Below are 17,812 nucleotides of genomic sequence, written 5' to 3'. Positions count from 1 at the left end.
ACAAAACATAAAAAAACATCAGGTGCCCTGCTGGCGCCTGATGTTTTACTTTCTCCTGCTTTTTGCTTTGCGGATCTTCGGCAGCCTTCCCGGCGGCTGCTTTTTGATCCATTTCAGGAAGCTGCGGATGGTGTCATCTTCCTGAAGCTTATCAATGGTATTGAGCCTCGCTGCCAGCTCCTCGTTGGTATAGAGCGCATGGATCTGCTTGTGGCAGGGAATGCAGAGATAAGCGGAAGGCAGAAAGGTTCCTCCCATTTCTTTTGGAGTCAAATGGTGGACCGTTGTTTCCACTTCTTCACGGCCGCATAATTCACAGGTTCCGATTCTGTTTTTCTTGTTCATCCGATCCTCCTTTTTGAAAAAAAGCCGGCTTCATACGAGCCAGCTTTTCCCATGCTTTATAACCGGAGCAGATGTGCGCCGTCAAAGAAAAATAAATAACGTTCTGATACCGGCTTTTTCAGGATTTGCTCAATTGCCGTTGAATAGTAAGAAATCTGGGTCCGGTATCTTTCTGCCAGGATATCCCTGGCCCCTTCAAAGCCGCTGTAATATCTCCCCTGTATGGCATCGGTCTTAAAGTCAAGGAGGACTGTCCCCTGTTCGTCCTCAAAGATGCAGTCGATGACTCCCTGGACAAGCACCCTTTCCTCCCCGTCCTTCCAGTCTCCATAAACCTCGGCTGCAGATAAGGATAGATTAAAGGGCACTTCCCTTTGCACCGATTGGGCACGCTTAAGACGCCGGCCAATATCCGTTTCGAAGAATCCTGAGATCAGAGGCACGCTTACAGCAGCCGCCTGATCTTCGGTCAGCAGTTCCCTTTGAATCAGCTCTGCCACCTTTTCGCTTATGCTTTCCGGAGTCACGTCCTCACGCAGATTGATATGCTGCATGACAGTATGCATGATGGTTCCCCGTTCTGACGGCGAAATGGATTTTTCCTGCATAAAGCGGGGGCGTGTGAGATACGGCTTCTTGAACTTATCCACCAGATCCGTCGAGCTTTCCGCATCCCTGCTTTCAAGCTGGCGCTTGAGCTCTGACACCGACTGCTTGGAACGGAGGACAGCGGCCTCGGCATGGCCATACTGCCATTCCAGCTGATGTTTCACAGCCTCGCTGTATTCTGAAGCAAAATGGACAGGCTCTCCCTTTTCCACATCCTCCAGCCAGCTGTCTTGCGTATCGGCTTCTGCCGCTTCGCCGGCAAGCTCCCCTGCCCCTACAATCGTGATATTCCACCGGGATGGATGCGATTCGATATCAGCCGCTCCCAGAGGAGGATCTTCAAGAATTCCTGAGGCACATCCATGGCGGACCACTGCAGGGCCAATCCAGTCCATATAGCTTTTCGCTCCTGCCCTTACATAATTTTTCAGGAGCCAGTCCTTGGACGTGCGGTGTACCGCCCAGTCACTCAGGCTCTTTCCGGCATCCTTTAAGGTCCCAATAAGGTAGAGCTTTTCTTTAGCCCGGGTCAGGGCCACATACAGCACACGCATTTCTTCAGAAATAGTTTCCAGCTGTTTCTTTTTCTTGAAGGCAAGCTGTGCGAGTGACGGGTAGGTAATCTGCAGCTCAGGATTCACATATTTTGCGGCAAAGCCCAGATCCTTATCCAGGAGGTAGCTTTTGCGGATATCCATCAGATTGAACTGCCGCGCGAGGCCGGCCGTGAAAACGAACGGGAATTCGAGCCCCTTGCTTGAGTGAATCGTCATGATCCGGACAACATCCTCCTGCTCACTCAGCGCCCTGGCTGCCCCAAGGTCCCCGCCGCGCTCCTGCATTCTCTCAATGAAGCGAAGGAAACGGAAAAGGCCCCTGAAAGAGCTTTCTTCGTACTGCCTTGCCCTGTCATATAAAGCACGCAGATTCGCCTGCCGCTGCTTCCCTCCAGGCATTCCTCCGGCAAAGTCGTAAAATCTTGTTTCACTGTAAAGCTCCCAGATCAGTTCAGACAGCGATCCTTCTCTCGCCATGGTTCTCCATCTCCCCAATCGGGTATGAAACAGATTGACTTTCTCATAAGCGGATTCCGTCCCGGCATCCGCCTCCCTGCAGAATACAGAAACCGCCTCATAAAAGGATGATCCTTTTGAATATAGGCGGATCCTCGCCATTTCTTCCTCATTCAGTCCCACGATGGGAGATCTTAATACAGAAGCGAGCGGAATATCCTGGAGAGGGTTGTCTATCACTTTCAGGAGGGACATCATGATGGCTACCTCTGTAGCCTCAAAATATCCTGTTGATAAATTGGCATAGATAGGGATTCCCTGCTTCTTGAACTCCTCCATGATCTGGGAGGCCCAGGGCATGGAGCGCAGCAGAATCACAATATCCCTATACTGTACCGGCCGGCTTGTTTTCGTTTTCGCATCAAAAACAGGCCTTCTTTCATCAATCATTTCCTTGATGATCCTTGCCATCAGGCGCGCTTCACCCTGCGCCTTCTCAAGCTCCTCACCCTCAAATGCCGAGTCGTCCCCTCCGGTGCTTCCAGGATCCTCTCCCGATTTCCCGGAGGCGCTCTGGTCGATCAGCAGAATGTCTATAGGATACGGCTCATTTTCCGGATAAGGCGCGCCTTTTTTTAATTCAGCATCTTCATCATAATGAATTTCGCCGACGGTCATGCCCATGATCTGCTTGAACAGGAAATTCGTGCCGTCCAGCACCTCGCTGCGGCTCCGGAAGTTCTGGTTCAAGTCGATTTTCAGCCCCCCGTTTGTCCCTTCGCGGGTAAACCGGCTGTATTTCTGAAGGAAAAGGTTGGGCTCTGCCAGCCTGAACCGGTAGATGCTCTGCTTGACGTCGCCAACCATAAACAGATTGCCGTTCTCTTCCCCGTCTGATGTCACCAGGTTCAGGATGGTTTCCTGCACCATATTAGTATCCTGGTATTCGTCTACAAGCACTTCCTTGAACTTAGCCCTGTAATCAAGGGCAGCCTCGGAAGGCATCAGCACTCCTTCGGCATCCTGTGCAGAAAGGATCTGCAGGCAGAAATGTTCCAGGTCAGAAAAATCGACCAGCCCTTTTTCCTTTTTCGCCTCCGCAAATCTCTCCCTGAACTGGGCAGCAAGCTTGACCAGGGTTTCCGTGAGTCCCTTCAGCTCTGCCATATCTCTGAGGAAGCTTTCCGGTCTGCGGGAGAAAAGTTCTTTTTTCAGGTCTTCAATGATTTTCCTGGCACTGTCCCGGTATTTCTTTGACTGATCTGCCAGATCCTTAATATATTCTTTGCCGTTTGCACGCTTAAGCGTTCCAAATGATACGTTCTGGATGATTTCATATAATTCATCCCAGCCCCCGGCCCCTTCAAGACGCTCAACGATCTGCAGGTCATCGAGGAAATTCTCTGCTCTCGGGGCAGGGCCGCCGGGTGCCTTTGACAGCTCAAGGGCTTCATTGAGGTAATCCCTTGCCGCTTGGAGCTTCAGCGAAATATCAAGAAGCAGATGCTCCGCTATCGGCAGTTCATCAATTGTCCCGGCATCCCGGACCTCGTAAAGACTGACTACTTCTGAGAGCCATCCGGCCGGATCCGGATTGGACATGGAAAACTCATAAAGCGCCCGTACAATCTCAGCAAGCGCCAGGTCGCTCCGGTCACTCGAAAACGCATCGACGAGCCTGAAGAAGCTTTCATTGCCTTCATCTGAATAATGCTCCTCGAACAGATCTTCCATGATTTCATCCTTCATGATTTCAGCCTCTGTGGAGTCCGCAATCCGGAATCCGGGATCGGCATCAATCAGATAGTAATATTTGCGGATAACCTCCAGGCAGAAGGAGTGGAGTGTTGAAATGGAAGCCCTGTTTACAAGGCTGAGCTGCTTTCGGATATGCTGTGAAGAGTGATTTTCACGGATTGCCGCCTCCAGCGCCCCGGATATCCGATGCCGCATCTCGGCAGCCGACGCATTGGTGAAGGTGACCACCAGCAATTCATCTATATTGACCGGATCTGTTTCCGATAGTATTTTCTGTATGATTCTGTTTACCAGGACCGCCGTTTTTCCGGACCCCGCGGCGGCTGCGACCAGGATATCCTGATCCTTTGACCAGATGGCCTTCCACTGGGCATCTGTCCATGTGGCGTCCAGGGGCTTTTCGGGAATCATCGTCTTAGTCATTTACAGCCCCCCCTTTTATCAATGAAAGCACTTCATCCTCTTTCCTCGGAATCAGCACCCGGTATTGATTGTCTTCAAGTGAAGGATCGAATTGGCAGACGGTTTTATAAGGACAGAAGGTACATGGTACATCATCCTTCAGCTTATAAGGAGCAATCTCCACTTCTCCGTCGACAATCCTGTCCCCCGCCTCCTGATACAATCCCCTCACATGTTTACCCAGATTGGCAAATTCCTGGCTGCTTGCCACCCGTGACGATGGGTGAAGCGTTCCGTCCTTTTTGAATCCTGCCTGGATGATCTGTGAGCTTCCTTCGGCAAGGGTTGAATCCATCATCTCAAGGACCCCTTTCTCGCCAAGAAGAAGTCCCTTCATCTTGAAGCTCTTGAAGATTTCTTCCTCAATTTGATCCTTAGAGAGCATGCCATTCGTCTTGACCATCGGGTTATGAACATGGAAATAGAGGACGCCTGCGGGCATCGCTTCTTTACCGATCAGCGAACGCGAATGGGTCACGATGATATCCAGGTAGGTGAGCATCTGCAGGGCGAGGCCGTAATACACCTCGCTTAGGTTGAGCTCTTTTGAACTGGATTTATAATCAAGCACCCTCAAATAGATGCCTTCCGCGCCTTCCGCGCTGTCCACCCTGTCAATCCTGCCGGCAAGCTCCATTTTGACACCATTTTTCAGTGTAAAGGATAGCGGAGGAAGCTCGCCGTTTTTTCCAAACCCAAGTTCAAGGCCAACCGGGTTGAATCCGCTCGCCCTGGCATGCTCGCTCAATACTAGTGAAGCGCGCCCAATGATCTGCTGCAGCTTGCGTGCAATATAATTATGTCTGTTGGTGCTGAGCAGGATCTGGTTCTGCAGTCTTGGTGCAAGCTTTGTGACTGCCTGTGCGGCAAGCTCCATGCATGTATCCCGGGTAAGCGAGGCCCAGGAGATGTTCCGTTCGCTTAAATAATCCGCAATCATCTTGAGTGCCGCGTGGAACATTTCGCCAATATCCGGAGCATCCAGCCGGAATATTTTCCGTTCTTCAAGCTTGAGTCCGTGTGCTGCGAAATGTGAAAACGCACAGCTGTTGAAAAGTTCCATCCGGGAAACACTGGCCTGGATCTTATCTCCGTATATCTGCCTGCTTGTGCTGCTTTCCAGCTTTTTCGTCGCATTCTTATAAAACAGGCTCGACAATACCATTCCTGCATCCCTCTTCCAGTCAGGATGCTCAAGAAAGCTGTTGTATACATCCCACCATAAAGGGTGGATGCTGTATTTCCTTTTTTTCAGCTGAAGCTGTGAGGCAAGATACGAAAGCGCAGTATGATGATTAACAACAAAGCCCAGCTGCGCATCGGGGGACGCCTCGGAAGGATCGTTCACCCACGCTTCTTCCACTGCATGCGGGAACAGTTCTTTGATTCTTTTGATATAGGGAGATGGAATAAGGGATTTCCCCTCCTCGTCGGCCAGCGGATAAGAGAGGTACAGGCCCTCTGAGGGTGTGGTGAACAGCTTGTAGGCTGTGAACTCCTCATCCAGCAGCCTGGTCCTTGTGCCCGGTGCTATCTCCATTCCCGAAGCGAGCATGAATTCACGGTCATTATCCGAGAACACACCTTCCTCCGTGATTTTAGCAGGAAGGACACCTTCATTCAGGCCGATGGCAAAGACGGCCTTGATGTCGCTGAGCCGGGAAATATCCACATTACTGACCAGCACCTGGTCTATGGCAGGAGGAATCAAAGAAAATTTCATGGTTTCCATCCCCGCCTCAAGCAGGCGGATAAACTTCTTGAGTGTGACAGGCTCATCACCGAGCATATCGACGAACTGATCGAGCAGCTCCATGACTGCGTTCCACGCCTGCTCATGCTCACGCGCCCTGGCCAGGTCGCCCATTTCTTCGGCTGCAAACTTAAACTTCTCAAGTTTCTCCGGTATCCTGAGCTCTTCCAGGAGTAAATAGAGCGCCTCACAGTAATCCCGACCATCTTCTGCACGCTTCAAGCGGCGGGAAAGCCTAAGGATCGGGGAGGTGATCATTTCCTTCAATTCATTCAGGAGCGCCTCCGTCTCCCGCTCATCATCCGTCTGGCCCCTGTCTTCAAGCTCAAGGCCCCGGATCCGCCTGAAGGTCCAAGGGTCCTTCGTCGTCCACCCCCGGCCCTTGATGCCGCGGGAAAGCACGTAGTTCTCCAGGATATCCGCCCTTTGGCGCATTACTGCCTGGCTCCCTTCTACCGGGAAAAGCAGCTCGGTCTTCACGGCCCGGAAGACCGGCTCATACCTCCAGTTGGCTGCAATCGTTTCAAGTGCAGACCGGATCAGCTCTATGACCGGATGATTCAGCATCGACCGTTTGGCATCTATGAAAATAGGAATCTCATAATCCGTGAAAACCGTCTGGACCAGATCCTGATAAGCTGCGGAGTTCCTCATCAGCACCGCAATTTCCTTCCACCGGAAGCCCTTTTCCCTGGCCAGCTCCGTGATTTTCCTTGCAGCACCTTCCACTTCCGCCCTGCGGCTGACTGCCTCATGAACCGATATGACGGCATCGTCGCCAAACGGCTGCGGCGGCCGGCTTGCGAAATTTGCCTCCAGATGCCTGAGGGACGCATCCTTGAATCTGTGCGGATCTTTTAAAATCTGCTCATCTATGGAAAGTCCCTGCTTCATGGCCATTCCATAGAGCGTCCTGTATGTAGACTGAGTCTGCCGGAACAGGTGGAAAGGGTCTTCTCCGCCGTACGGGTCTGCTTCATCCACCGTAAGCGAGATGGTCAGTTTCGGACACACCTTCATCAGGCCCTCTATCACCTGAAGCTCCTGCGGAGTCAGGCTGTAAAAGCCGTCCATATAGATCTCCGCATTCCGAAGATAGCTGGAGTCTTCAAGCTTCTCGGCAAGCAGCTTAAAATAATCCTCTGAATCAATATATTTTCCCTGCAGCTCCTGTTCAAATGTCTCATAGACCAGCTGCAGATCATGCAGCTTGTCCGAAAGCGCGGCTCCTCCCGTCTGCCGGTCCGGCTGGAGCTCCTTCATCTGCTCCGGGGAAACGAGATAACGCTTGAATTCTGTCAGGATTTCCTCCATGTGGGTGATAAAGCCCGGCTTGTCCGAGCTTCGCTGGAAGATCCTCAGGCTGTCCTTCTTTTCTTCCAGGATCTTTTGGATGAGCATGGTGATGCCCACGCTGTTCAGGTGGGTCCGGGTGAGCCCGCCCGTCTCCTGCAGCACCCTCCAGGCAAGCCTTGTAAAACTGTAGACCTGGGCACGGATCATTCCGCCGAGTCCGGGTGTGTTAATCAATTTATATTCGGATTGAAAGGTCATCTGTTCCGGGACTATATAAATATTCGGATGTCCGGACGGATCCTGAAACAGCTTTTCCCTGATTTCATCCAGGATAACTGCTGTCTTTCCTGTACCAGATCTTCCAAGTAAAAAACGAAGGGACATGGTTTGCCTCCTAATCTATTCATTAACCCCATTTTATCATAAATCCGCCTTTATTTTACAAACAAACGTTCTGAATCCTGCTGTCAAATTTTATGAGGACAAAGAAAAAACAGCACCATCGGGCGGTGCTGCCACAGACTTATAAACAACGCCTTTATCCCTGTTCTCTTTTCCTTTCCCTCTCCACACTTTTGTTCAGCCTCGCTTCAATCTGCTTACCGGCAAACCACAGGAGGAAGATGACGCCGGCCAGGATGGCCGAGCGGATGGGCTGGTGGATGAGCGCTGCTATATCATATCCGACAAAGCTGATGGAAAACACCATGACCATTTTGCCGGCCAGGATGGCAAGTCCATACTGACGCGGGCTTATATGGGAAAGCCCGGCCACGATGTTGACCATGGCCGATGGTGTAAAAGGGAAACACAGCATGATGAACAGCGGACCGAAGCCATGGCGGTCCACCCAGTCCATGATTTTCCTGAACTGCTTATGTTTCTCGAGAAAGCGGAAGGCCCTTCCCTGGCCATATTTCCTGACCAGCCAGAACACAAGATATGCTCCGGCACACGAGCCGGCCCATGAAATTAAAAACCCGATCCAGAGTCCGAATGCACTGGCATTGGCCAGCACGAATACCACGAGCGGCAGAAACGGAAGAAAAGCCTCCAGGAAGGGAAGCAGGATGCCCGGGAGCGGTCCCAGTGCGCGGTAATCCCGTATAAGTTCGTATATATGATCGAGTGTCAGCCATTCCTTGATATCATTAAGGTCCATGAGTTACTCCTTAGCCGCTGGATGTATGTATGTAACGGAATGCGGGCCTATTTCTTTTATCATCTCTTTTCCCTGTCTATCCGAGGGTAACCCCTAATCCTCCGTGTTTATTATTCCCAATTAGAAAACATACTGTAAATATGCCATATATTTTTAACTTTGCACAATATTTTACTGGCATAAATAAAATTTTTTCTTATATAATGAGAACAAATGTTCTTTTTTTAGAAGGGAGGCTTTGGGAGCATGACACGGATACCTGAAGGCGACCGGGACATCATTGAAAGTGCCATCTACCTGCCGATGGTGCTCACCATCTTAAACCGGGACTTGGCGGTCATCGAGCAAAGTCCGTTTAAGCTGAAGCGCCCATACATACAACTGATTGAAGAAACCATGAAGGCCGTGCAGAAGGACCTGACGGAGACAAAACACTATCTGCGAAAGGAAAACATCAAGGTGAGCGAAGTCAAAAGGGATGAGGCATTCACCATGTATCTATTCCTGTACAGGGGCTATGAGGAGCGCCATAACTATTTCAACCCCCGCCTCAGGAACAAGGTGGAGGAGCTGCTTGCATATTATTTATTTCAAAGGTTCACCATGAAAGTCACTTGAATGAGCCTGGGAAGCGCATTGCTTCCCAGGCTCATTCAGGCTTTCAGCGGCGCCTGTTCATCAGAAAATAGTTCGCCTGCATGTCAGCGGCTTCTCCGGCTGTGTTTGTAAACAGATACATGGATTTCCTCTGAGTTTCTTCAATTCTCTGAATAAGCTTCGTACGGAGCATAGCCGTACGGAACATCTGGCTTTCAAAGGAAGAAAAGGAGATTGGTATCGTTATTTTCTTTTTATTTCTGAAAGATACGACTGTCCCTCCCGATTCCGTGCGCTGGTAGGAATCGACATGTTCATGGGATATCCAGATGCAGTCCTCCCTGCCAGGCGAATTGGTTGGAAAAAAGAAGATATTACTCGTCGGGTCTATGGTTATAGGAAGCTTATGGGTGATCCCGAGCAGCTGGCGCGTACCGTCCTTCCTGCCTTCATAGCTGGAACCAAAGTATTCACAGCTCTTTTTGATGATATCGATCGGCTTGAACGGCGAAGTGAATTCCTCGTTAATTTCATAGATCTGTGAATAGATCCTGCTTCCATATTCCAGCGGCAGAACGACTAAAGTATAAGGATTGATTTCATATTCTTCAATTAGTGTCGGCTTAAGGCTTTCCATAGCCCGCTCCTTTCCGAATATATCCACTTTTTGGTATATTAGTCCCACTTACATCATATCAGGATTTTCACGCAATATATATAATTTTTTTAATTTTTTCATTATTTACTTAAATTATCCTGCTATAAAACCCGAAAAATATATATATAATTGTTTAATTATTAAAAAAATCGCCTTTCAATATTAAAGAAAAGCCGCTCAAACCCTGGCGGCTTCCCTCTCTATATCAGTCTTCCTCCGCAATCACCGTGGCATTATAAATAACCACCCGCCTGCCATCCAGGTCGAACAGGACTTTATTGCCATATTCGGTATCCTGGATATCAATTTTCCCTTCATAGGTTTTGAGGAGTTTGCCGTTTGTTCCATAAACCTTGACCGTTCTCTCAAGACCTCCGGATGAATTGGATTTCATGCTCTTCAGGGCGCGTTCCCCTCCTGCCGTGTTGAAGTACCAGATGACAATTCCGGCAATTATAAGAATGATGACCGAGGTAATGCTTATTCCGATTTTTGTGTTTTTACTCAATCTTCTCCACTCCCTTTTATAGGCTGTACGTACCAGGCCAGCCATTGGTTTCATATAGAAGACCGGATGCATAACTGAGCCAGTAGTTTGAAACTGTAAGTTTTTTGAAAATTAAAACTTTTGGTTTAATTTTATCCGATTTCCCCATATAATAAGAAAAAGGACCAGGGGTGATCTGGATGAGCAAAAAGAATTCCTATTCAGATTTAATGAAACGAACTGTCATGGACCGGAACAAAAACCATATGAGCTATATGCAGAATCTATTTATCGACATGCTCCTGAATGAAGTGACCCTCACACACAGCCTCAAACGCCTGGAACGTGAAATAGACCAGGCACTGGACGACAGGAACGAGATCCTTTTCCGTTCGCTCAGTGCCAAACGGAAAGAGCTTGTCACGAGATATGGAACATAAAAAAAATGGGATGCGAAGACTTCTTTTCGCATCCCTTTATTTTTGCTTTTCTTCCCAGTCCTGCAGCATGGTGATTCTCTCGAGCATGGTTGGATGGGTGTAGCGGAACAGCTTTACGAGATATGGGGGATTCACCTGGCTTAGACTTGACCGGGTCAGCTCCTGGAACGATGTGATGCCCGCTTCCTTATCCTTTGTCATCTCGATGGCATACCGGTCTGCCCGCATCTCCTGGTATCTCGCCGCCGCATTGGACAGCGGGCTTGAGGCAAAGGAAAGCACCGAGAACAGAAGGAGGATCAGCGGAAAGGATGACAGACTCGCGACGGATTCCACTTTTAGAATTCTCCCCCACTTCCACACCGCATAAGAGAGAATTCTAGACACGAGCCACAGGCCTGCAAGCGAAAGAAGGAGATAGCCCGCTATGCCGATATAGAGATGCTTTTCAACATAATGCCCCATTTCGTGGGCCATGATGAATAGAATCTCTCTTTCCCCCAGCTTTCCGAGCGTTGTATCCCAGAGAACTATCCTTGAATTGGAGCCGATTCCGTTTACATAGGCATTCATTGAATTTGTTTTTTCCGACATATTCACTTCATAAACATGCTCGGCGGGAATATCTGCCTTTGCAGCAAGCTTAAGGATTTCTCCTTCAAGCTTCTTATCTTTAAGAGGATAAAAGTCATTGTATAACGGGTCGATCACGACCGGCTGGATGAACATCAAAAACAGTGTGAACGGGATCGTCAGCAGCCAGGCATACAGCCACCATCTCTTTCCGAACTTGCGGATCAGCCAGTAGAGCACTGTCACAACTGCCCACATCAGGAAAAATTGAAGCCAGAAGCCGATCAATTCATCCTTCATCCAGGAAGAAAAGTCCTGTGTGGAGATATTGTACTTCCTGGAGAGCCGGTAACCAATATAACCAATCGGCCATGTGAGGATATAAGTGATTCCCGTAAACCAAAAAGTAAATACGGCGCCCTGCAGTATCCTGTTTTTAACAGATGCCCCCGCCCAGCGCTCCATCAGCCGGGGAAGGCCGGCCAGGAGGAGGAATAGATAAACAGCCCACTCCAGGGGGACAGAAAGGAAGAACAGGAAGTTACGTATGCTGGAATATTCCGTACTGATTTTTAATTCACGATCTGTCAGGAATGTGGCCGGATCTGCACTTGTCCCTTTTAATCCTGAAGGTATGCCCGCATCCGCACCTCCATACAAATACCAGTATATAAATCCTGTATATACCAGGAATATTACCGCAGCCCAAACAGCCCAGCGCCTTGCCATAAGACAGCCCCCTCTCTTTATTAGTTTAGCTGACTGCCCGAAAAATAGAACAGGCGCAAATGATAAAGCAATTCATTATATTGGTTTCACCGTTTTTCAGCTCTTTTATGTACTTCTTCCTCTCTGCAGGTGACCGCGGCAGGACCAACGATTTTCGGTAAGTCCTTGGCCCTCTCAAAGAAATGATGAAAAGGCAGTCAGCACCAATATAGAGCCCAGCACTGCAATGATTACATTTAAGCCGAGGTATGAGAGGAGAAAGGCTGCAGCCGCGCCGATCAGTCCGTACCGGATATCATCCTGGATAAAGAGGACGGCCGGGAAGATAAGGGCCCCCAGAGTGGCGAACGGGATGTTTTTCAGTACGCCCTGCCAGAAGGAAGGCAATTCCCTGCCCTTGAACAGGATAAACGGTGCAACCCGCGGGATATAGGTGGCGATCCCCATACCGATGATCATGAGAATGATGGAACTATTCATGCATGTTTCCTCCTTGCTTCTTCTTAAGCATGCTGATGGCTTCAACCAGGATGGCGGAAAGCAGCGTGGCGGTGACAATCGACCATCCGGCGGAGAGTACCTTACTTAATGAGAAGACACTATTGAAACAGGCTGCGGCCGCTGCGAGAAACAATACCTTGCCATTTCCCTTTATGGATGGAACCAGCAGGCCGATGAACATCGCATAGAGGGCGATGCTCATGCTATCCTGCAGCACACGGGGCAGCGCAGAACCAAATAGGAAGCCAAGCCCGGAAAAGATGACCCAGCTCGCATAGGATATCCCGTTTACGCCATACAGGTACGGCGCAGATACAGTGCCAGGCTTCATGGAAGCGACGGAGAAGGTTTCATCCGTAATTCCGAACGCATAGGCGGCTTTTTTAGCCAAATGATCATCATCAGCCTTTTCATTAAGAGAGGCAGACATTAAAAAGTGCCTGATATTGACGATGAAGGTGGTCAGGATGATTTCCAGTGAGCCCGTACCGAGGGTAAGCAGGTTGAGGGCCATATATTGTGATGCTCCTGCGAATACAATCAGACTCATCATGACGGTCTCAGACAAAGTCAGGCCGGTGCTTTTTGCTATCAGCCCGAATGTCAGGGCAATCGGGAAGTACCCAATCGCGATGCTTGTACCTGCAGACACTCCTTCCCTGAAGGGAGACTCTGCTCTTATTGCTGAATCAGACATTACTGCAGCTCCTTTTATGTATGATATTCAAATAGACTTATATGGAATTATACTTATATATCAATCTATTATTCAATATCTTTACAAAAAACAAAGCGGAGTTTTCTAATCCCGGCCCATGCTTGGAAAGGAATTAAAACAAAAGCAGATACAAACACAATAAGGCAAGATGGGTTTGTCCGTATCCTTGAAGAATGCTGCGGACCCGGTAGAAGGTGAAGCAGATTTGTAATAAAAGATAATCAGGAAATTGATTCTGTTAGTAAATAGATTGTTCATACAGCTGAATGTTAATGATTTACCGGGATCCCTGGACATCTTTATGGTTATTGAATATCACTAGGATTCATTGGGGGCAGCTGCTGAGGCAGTGTCATCTGCGGTGCTGTCCAGGCTGCGAGGCCATAAGAAAAAATCTCCCGCAAAAAAGGGGAGATAAAAAATATTACTGTGATAACCCTTCGTCTGTGACAGCGGGATTTATTTCGTTTGTGCTTCCTTTTTGTTTTGTTGCCGCATTCGTTTTCTCCAGTTCATTAAGCTGTTTATTTACCGATTTTGAATTAACCATATTGCTTTCATTTTTATTCCTCACTTTTACAACCTCCAAATCATCTTGACGTCATTTTTTATGATGAGGCAATTCTTTGGCGTTTATACAGATGATTTTTTGGAGGATATGCATTTACGGAATTTAAAATAAATTAAACATCTGTGCCGGCTGCCATCTTTGACCTTAGCTTCATATTTACAAATAATATACTGATTGCGATGAATAACAGCCCTATTACTAGATTTATGGTGATTTTTTCATCTAACAGAATAGAACTGCAAAGGATAGCGATGAGCGGGATCAGGAAAGTGAATGAACCGACCTTGCTTGCTTCTCCTGAACCGACGAGCGTAAAAAAAGCCAGCCAGCCAAAGGCAATGACAAAGGTAGAAATGAATAATAAGTTTACGATAAAAGGCATTTCCCATTGAATATTTGACCAGCTCTCAAAGCTGGACCCTGCGCTTAATAGGAAAAGCCCTCCCATAAGAAGCTGTATGGTAACCATCCAAATCGAATCAACACGATTGCCTGTCTTTTTAACAAACACCGTGCCCAATCCCCAGCCTATTGCAGAGCCAAGAGCCAGAAGAATGCCGATAGCCGAAATATCTCCGGTAAATCCGCTTGCACTTATGATCGCAACACCTGCGAAGCCAAGGATGAGTCCAATCATTTTTAATCCATACATTGATTCTCCAAGCCAAATCCAGCAGAAAATCCCAAGCAGCACTGGCTCGATGAAGACAATGGCGGAAAAAAGTCCTGCTGGTGCATAACCAAGACCAACTGTCTGAAGGCCGTAAAAAAGAATGATGTTAAGGAATGCAGAAATTAAGTAAAAATGCCATGTTTCTTTAAATCGAAGGCTTTTATATCTTGGAAGTGCAAAAATAAGCAAGATAAGGCCGCCCAGGATGGTCCTGATTCCGGCAAATAATAAAGGCGGTGTATAGCTGAGAGCCATTTTGGATAATGGCCAATTGATACCCCAAACCATCACAAGAAATATAAGCAGCAAGACAGTATGTGCTCGTGAAAGTTGTTTCATCGCTGTGCCTCCTTCACTTACGTACCTAAACCATGATACGCCTTTGAAAATCAATAAAACAAGTTAAATGCTCTGCCATGGAAACTGACAGATGCGCTGGCTGCTTCTGCCTCCTTTTCTTCGAGGTGTTACAGACAGGCAGTTCAAGAAAAAGGCCTTTTTGTAAAAAGCTTCATTTATTCCAATATAAGGATATGAAAAGTGTATTGAGGGGGAATTTGATGGAACACGGATTGAAAGAGATTATCAAGAAATGTGCGATCAGACAGGATGACTTTGATACACTGAAGTATTTACTATACTGGGGACGCCATTTTATGAATAGCCTGGAATTATTGCACGAGGAAAAGAGGAAATCAGTAAGTTCCGCCCCTTTACCACAAAAAAAGGGAGCAAGGACCCATCCGGCCCCTGCTCTCCATTGATTATTCTATACGTGTGTGACGTGGTTTTTGAGTGCTCTCCGCAGAATTTTGCCTGTCGTGTTTTTTGGAAGCTCCTCCAGGAATTCAAAGGCGGAAGGAACCTTATACTTGGCCAGGTGCTCGCTGCAGTAGGCAGTGAGCACCTCGGCACTCAGGCTTTCATCTGACGGCACGACAAATGCATGAACGGCCTCCCCATGATTCGGATCCGGCACTCCGATGACTGCGGCTTCGATAATATCAGGATGGGCAAACAGAACTTCCTCCACTTCACGCGGATATACATTATAGCCGCCGACGATGACCATGTCCTTCTTCCGGTCTACGATATAAAAGTATCCTTCATCATCCACGCGCGCAAGGTCGCCAGTATGCAGCCAGCCATCTTTTAGGGCGGCTGCTGTTTCTTCCGGCAGCTTGTAATAGCCTTTCATGACATTCGGGCCCCTGACAGCAAGCTCCCCTACCTGCCCGGCCGGCACTTCCTCACCCAATTCATTGACAACTTTATTTTCCACATTTAAGATACTTGTCCCGATAGAGCCTGGCTTCCGCGGCCGGTCAAGCGGATTGAAGCAGGTGACCGGCGATGCTTCAGATAAACCGTAGCCTTCTGATACCGCCACCGAGAATTTCTGTTCAAACGCCTTCAGCAGTGAAACCGGGAGCGACGCCCCGCCGGAAATGCAAAGCCTGAGGGATGCCAGGTCCTCCTTTTTTCCTTCCGGATACTGATAAAGGAAGTTGTACATGGTCGGCACTCCGGCAAAAACAGTAGCTTCCTGTTCCTTGACGAGGCTGAATACTTCCTTTGGGCTGAACTTTGGCATGATCAGGAGAGTCGCCCCCATCATCAGCGGCGCATTCAGGACCACTGTCAGGCAGAAAACATGAAACATGGGAAGAGCGGTAATGACCCGGTCGCTTTCGTTCATTTTTAGGTATGAGCCCACATCGATTGCATTTGAGTAAAGATTTTTGTGGGTCAGCATGGCGCCTTTCGGTTTACCTGTGGTGCCCGAAGTATAAAGGATAACAGCCGTGTCATTTTCATCCACCTCTACCTCATGGAAGGCGGCTTCACCGGTCTCTATCACTTCTGTAATCGTTTTCAATTTTCTGTTCAGTGTTGAAGAAGCGAAATCCGGCTCTGCTCCGTCCTGCTTTGAAGGGCAGCAGATAAAATGAGAAACGTCCGGAATAAGCTTTTCCAGCCCCTCCATCATCGGAAGCAGCAAATCGAGTGTTATCACTGATTTGACATCCCCGTTTGAAAGTATGTAACCTATTTCATCGGCGGTATAAATCGGATTGACCGGGATTACCACAGCCCCTGCCCTCAGTGCGCCATACATGCCGATGATGAAATGAGGTGTATTTCCCAGGAGCAGTGCAATATGATCACCCTTTTGGATTCCAAGCTTTTTCAGTCCGTTAGCAAATCGTGAGATGGCCGCATCGAGCTCGCCATAGGTCATTTGCCCCCCCATGAAAACATAGGCTGTCTTATCCGCTGAGGCAAGCGCAGTCTGGTGCAGCTTCATTGATAAATTCATAATTTCCCTCCCCGCTATTCCCTGAATGAATAATCATTCATTATTTTAATTTTCAAAATATATTATATTAAAAGAAAACTATATATTCAACCATTGATTTTCTTCAAAAAGAATGGCCTCCCTTAAGGGAAGCCATTTCGTCTATATTAATACACCAAATTGATGAACTCGTCTTTTGTTATATTGCCAAAGTAGTGCTTGATATCAATATCTGCCAAGGCTTCCGTAATATCAGACTTTTCATACCGGATCCCGGACAGTCTGCTCTGGATGTCTGTTACGTCACCGACTCCGAAGAAGTCACCGAAAATGGTGCATTCCTCGATTTTCCCTTTGTTCACCTCAAGGCGGACATCAATTCCGCCTACAGGGAAGCGGTGGGTGCGCTGCAGATTGAATTTTGGCGACCTTCCGTAGTTCCAGTCCCAATTGCGGTAGCGTTCCTGTGACAGCTCACGGATGGCTGCCCAGTCCTTCTCTGTCAAAACATACTCGGTGATTTCTTCACTGCCGCCAAAAATGGATTTGAGGAGAGTTGCCCTGAAATCTTCAATAGACATCGGCTCTGTGAGGAATTCAGAGATATTTGCGACCCGGCTCCGGATCGATTTGATTCCCTTTGAAGCAATCTTTTCCTGTTTTACATTAAGGGCAGAAACCACATGTTCCACCTCTGAATTGAACAAAAGAGTTCCATGGCTGAACATCCTGCCCCGGGTAGAGAACTGGGCATTGCCGGAAATCTTCCGTCCCTCTGCCACCAAATCATTCCGTCCGCTGAGCTCGGCATTGACGCCAAGGCTCCTTAACGCCTCTACAACCGGTTCGGTGAATTTGCGGAAATTATGGAAGCTCTCCCCATCATCCTTCGTGATGAAGCTGAAGTTGAGATTGCCTGTGTCATGATAAACGGCACCGCCGCCGGAAAGCCTCCTGACGATGTGGATATTATTTTCCTCAACATAGTCTTTATTGATTTCTTCAATTGTATTCTGGTTCTTCCCAATGATGATGGAAGGTTCATTTATATAAAATAATAGATAGGTTTCATCTATATCCAGATTCTTCAAAGCATATTCTTCGATCGCCAAATTGATGGTAGGATCTGTGATTCCCTTATTATCGATAAAAAGCATTTCTTTTCGTT

Annotated in this window: 16 protein-coding genes; 3 read left to right on the top strand and 13 right to left on the bottom strand. The window is 48.1% G+C overall.

Annotation, left to right across the window (positions count from 1 at the left end; translation table 11 throughout):
* Positions 1 to 45: 45 nt before the first annotated feature.
* The 4 genes from V1501_RS05200 to V1501_RS05185 form a co-directional block, all read right to left on the bottom strand.
* Positions 46 to 345, bottom strand: coding sequence for an HNH endonuclease (locus V1501_RS05200; protein WP_409291768.1), 300 nt, complete (start codon positions 343 to 345; stop codon positions 46 to 48).
* Between the two features lie 56 nt (positions 346 to 401).
* Entirely contained in the window at positions 402 to 4,148 is a 3,747-nt protein-coding gene (gene addA / locus V1501_RS05195) for a helicase-exonuclease AddAB subunit AddA (RefSeq protein ID WP_409291767.1), read from the bottom strand.
* Positions 4,141 to 7,620, bottom strand: a complete 3,480-nt coding sequence (addB, locus tag V1501_RS05190) for a helicase-exonuclease AddAB subunit AddB (protein ID WP_409291766.1) — start codon at positions 7,618 to 7,620, stop codon at positions 4,141 to 4,143. Before addB ends, addA begins: the two co-directional genes overlap by 8 nt.
* 154 nt (positions 7,621 to 7,774) lie before the next feature.
* Entirely contained in the window at positions 7,775 to 8,398 is a 624-nt protein-coding gene (locus V1501_RS05185; RefSeq protein WP_409291765.1) for a TVP38/TMEM64 family protein, read from the bottom strand.
* A 246-nt stretch (positions 8,399 to 8,644) separates the two neighbouring features.
* Here V1501_RS05185 and V1501_RS05180 point away from each other — a divergent pair, with 246 nt between their 5' ends.
* Positions 8,645 to 9,016 carry a hypothetical protein gene (locus V1501_RS05180; RefSeq protein ID WP_409291764.1) on the top strand — a complete coding sequence of 124 codons (372 nt, stop codon included), beginning with the start codon at positions 8,645 to 8,647 and terminating at the stop codon, positions 9,014 to 9,016.
* Between the two features lie 43 nt (positions 9,017 to 9,059).
* Here V1501_RS05180 and V1501_RS05175 read toward each other — a convergent pair whose 3' ends face one another.
* Positions 9,060 to 9,632 carry a competence protein ComK gene (locus V1501_RS05175; RefSeq protein WP_409291763.1) on the bottom strand — a complete coding sequence of 191 codons (573 nt, stop codon included), beginning with the start codon at positions 9,630 to 9,632 and terminating at the stop codon, positions 9,060 to 9,062.
* 226 nt (positions 9,633 to 9,858) lie between these two features.
* Positions 9,859 to 10,161 (bottom strand): hypothetical protein, encoded by a 303-nt coding sequence (locus tag V1501_RS05170; RefSeq protein ID WP_409291762.1) that lies wholly within the window; start codon positions 10,159 to 10,161, stop codon positions 9,859 to 9,861.
* 179 nt (positions 10,162 to 10,340) lie between these two features.
* Here V1501_RS05170 and V1501_RS05165 point away from each other — a divergent pair, with 179 nt between their 5' ends.
* The gene (locus V1501_RS05165) at positions 10,341 to 10,580 is read left to right on the top strand and encodes an IDEAL domain-containing protein (RefSeq protein WP_409291761.1); all 240 of its coding nucleotides are present in this window, start codon (positions 10,341 to 10,343) and stop codon (positions 10,578 to 10,580) included.
* A gap of 36 nt (positions 10,581 to 10,616) precedes the next feature.
* On the opposite strand, the gene V1501_RS05160 is transcribed toward V1501_RS05165, so the two are convergent.
* From V1501_RS05160 to V1501_RS05140, 5 genes are all read right to left on the bottom strand, one after another.
* Entirely contained in the window at positions 10,617 to 11,882 is a 1,266-nt protein-coding gene (locus tag V1501_RS05160; RefSeq protein ID WP_409291760.1) for a M48 family metallopeptidase, read from the bottom strand.
* Between the two features lie 174 nt (positions 11,883 to 12,056).
* Positions 12,057 to 12,362, bottom strand: a complete 306-nt coding sequence (locus tag V1501_RS05155; RefSeq protein ID WP_409291759.1) for an AzlD domain-containing protein — start codon at positions 12,360 to 12,362, stop codon at positions 12,057 to 12,059.
* Positions 12,355 to 13,080 (bottom strand): AzlC family ABC transporter permease, encoded by a 726-nt coding sequence (locus V1501_RS05150; RefSeq protein ID WP_409291758.1) that lies wholly within the window; start codon positions 13,078 to 13,080, stop codon positions 12,355 to 12,357. Before V1501_RS05150 ends, V1501_RS05155 begins: the two co-directional genes overlap by 8 nt.
* 445 nt (positions 13,081 to 13,525) lie before the next feature.
* A complete protein-coding gene (locus V1501_RS05145; protein ID WP_409291757.1) occupies positions 13,526 to 13,675 on the bottom strand; it encodes a hypothetical protein in 150 nt (49 codons plus the stop codon).
* Between the two features lie 109 nt (positions 13,676 to 13,784).
* On the bottom strand, positions 13,785 to 14,684 hold the full coding sequence (locus V1501_RS05140) for a DMT family transporter (RefSeq protein WP_409291756.1): 900 nt from the start codon (positions 14,682 to 14,684) through the stop codon (positions 13,785 to 13,787).
* Positions 14,685 to 14,905: 221 nt separating this feature from the next.
* On the opposite strand from V1501_RS05140, the gene V1501_RS05135 reads away from it, so the two are divergent.
* A complete protein-coding gene (locus tag V1501_RS05135) occupies positions 14,906 to 15,109 on the top strand; it encodes a hypothetical protein (protein WP_409291755.1) in 204 nt (67 codons plus the stop codon).
* Between the two features lie 5 nt (positions 15,110 to 15,114).
* Here the strand turns inward: V1501_RS05135 and V1501_RS05130 are convergent, their stop codons facing one another.
* Both V1501_RS05130 and V1501_RS05125 read right to left on the bottom strand, forming a co-directional pair.
* Entirely contained in the window at positions 15,115 to 16,665 is a 1,551-nt protein-coding gene (locus V1501_RS05130) for a fatty acid--CoA ligase family protein (protein WP_409291754.1), read from the bottom strand.
* Between the two features lie 146 nt (positions 16,666 to 16,811).
* Positions 16,812 to 17,801, bottom strand: coding sequence for a lipoate--protein ligase (locus tag V1501_RS05125; RefSeq protein WP_409291753.1), 990 nt, complete (start codon positions 17,799 to 17,801; stop codon positions 16,812 to 16,814).
* Positions 17,802 to 17,812 lie beyond the last annotated feature (11 nt).

Source organism: Paraperibacillus esterisolvens (assembly GCF_046237625.1).
Taxonomy (GTDB): Bacteria; Bacillota; Bacilli; order Bacillales; family DSM-1321; genus Paraperibacillus; species Paraperibacillus esterisolvens.
The sequence above is the reverse complement of the archived record's forward strand: the minus strand, read 5'-3'. Positions and strand labels throughout refer to the sequence as shown.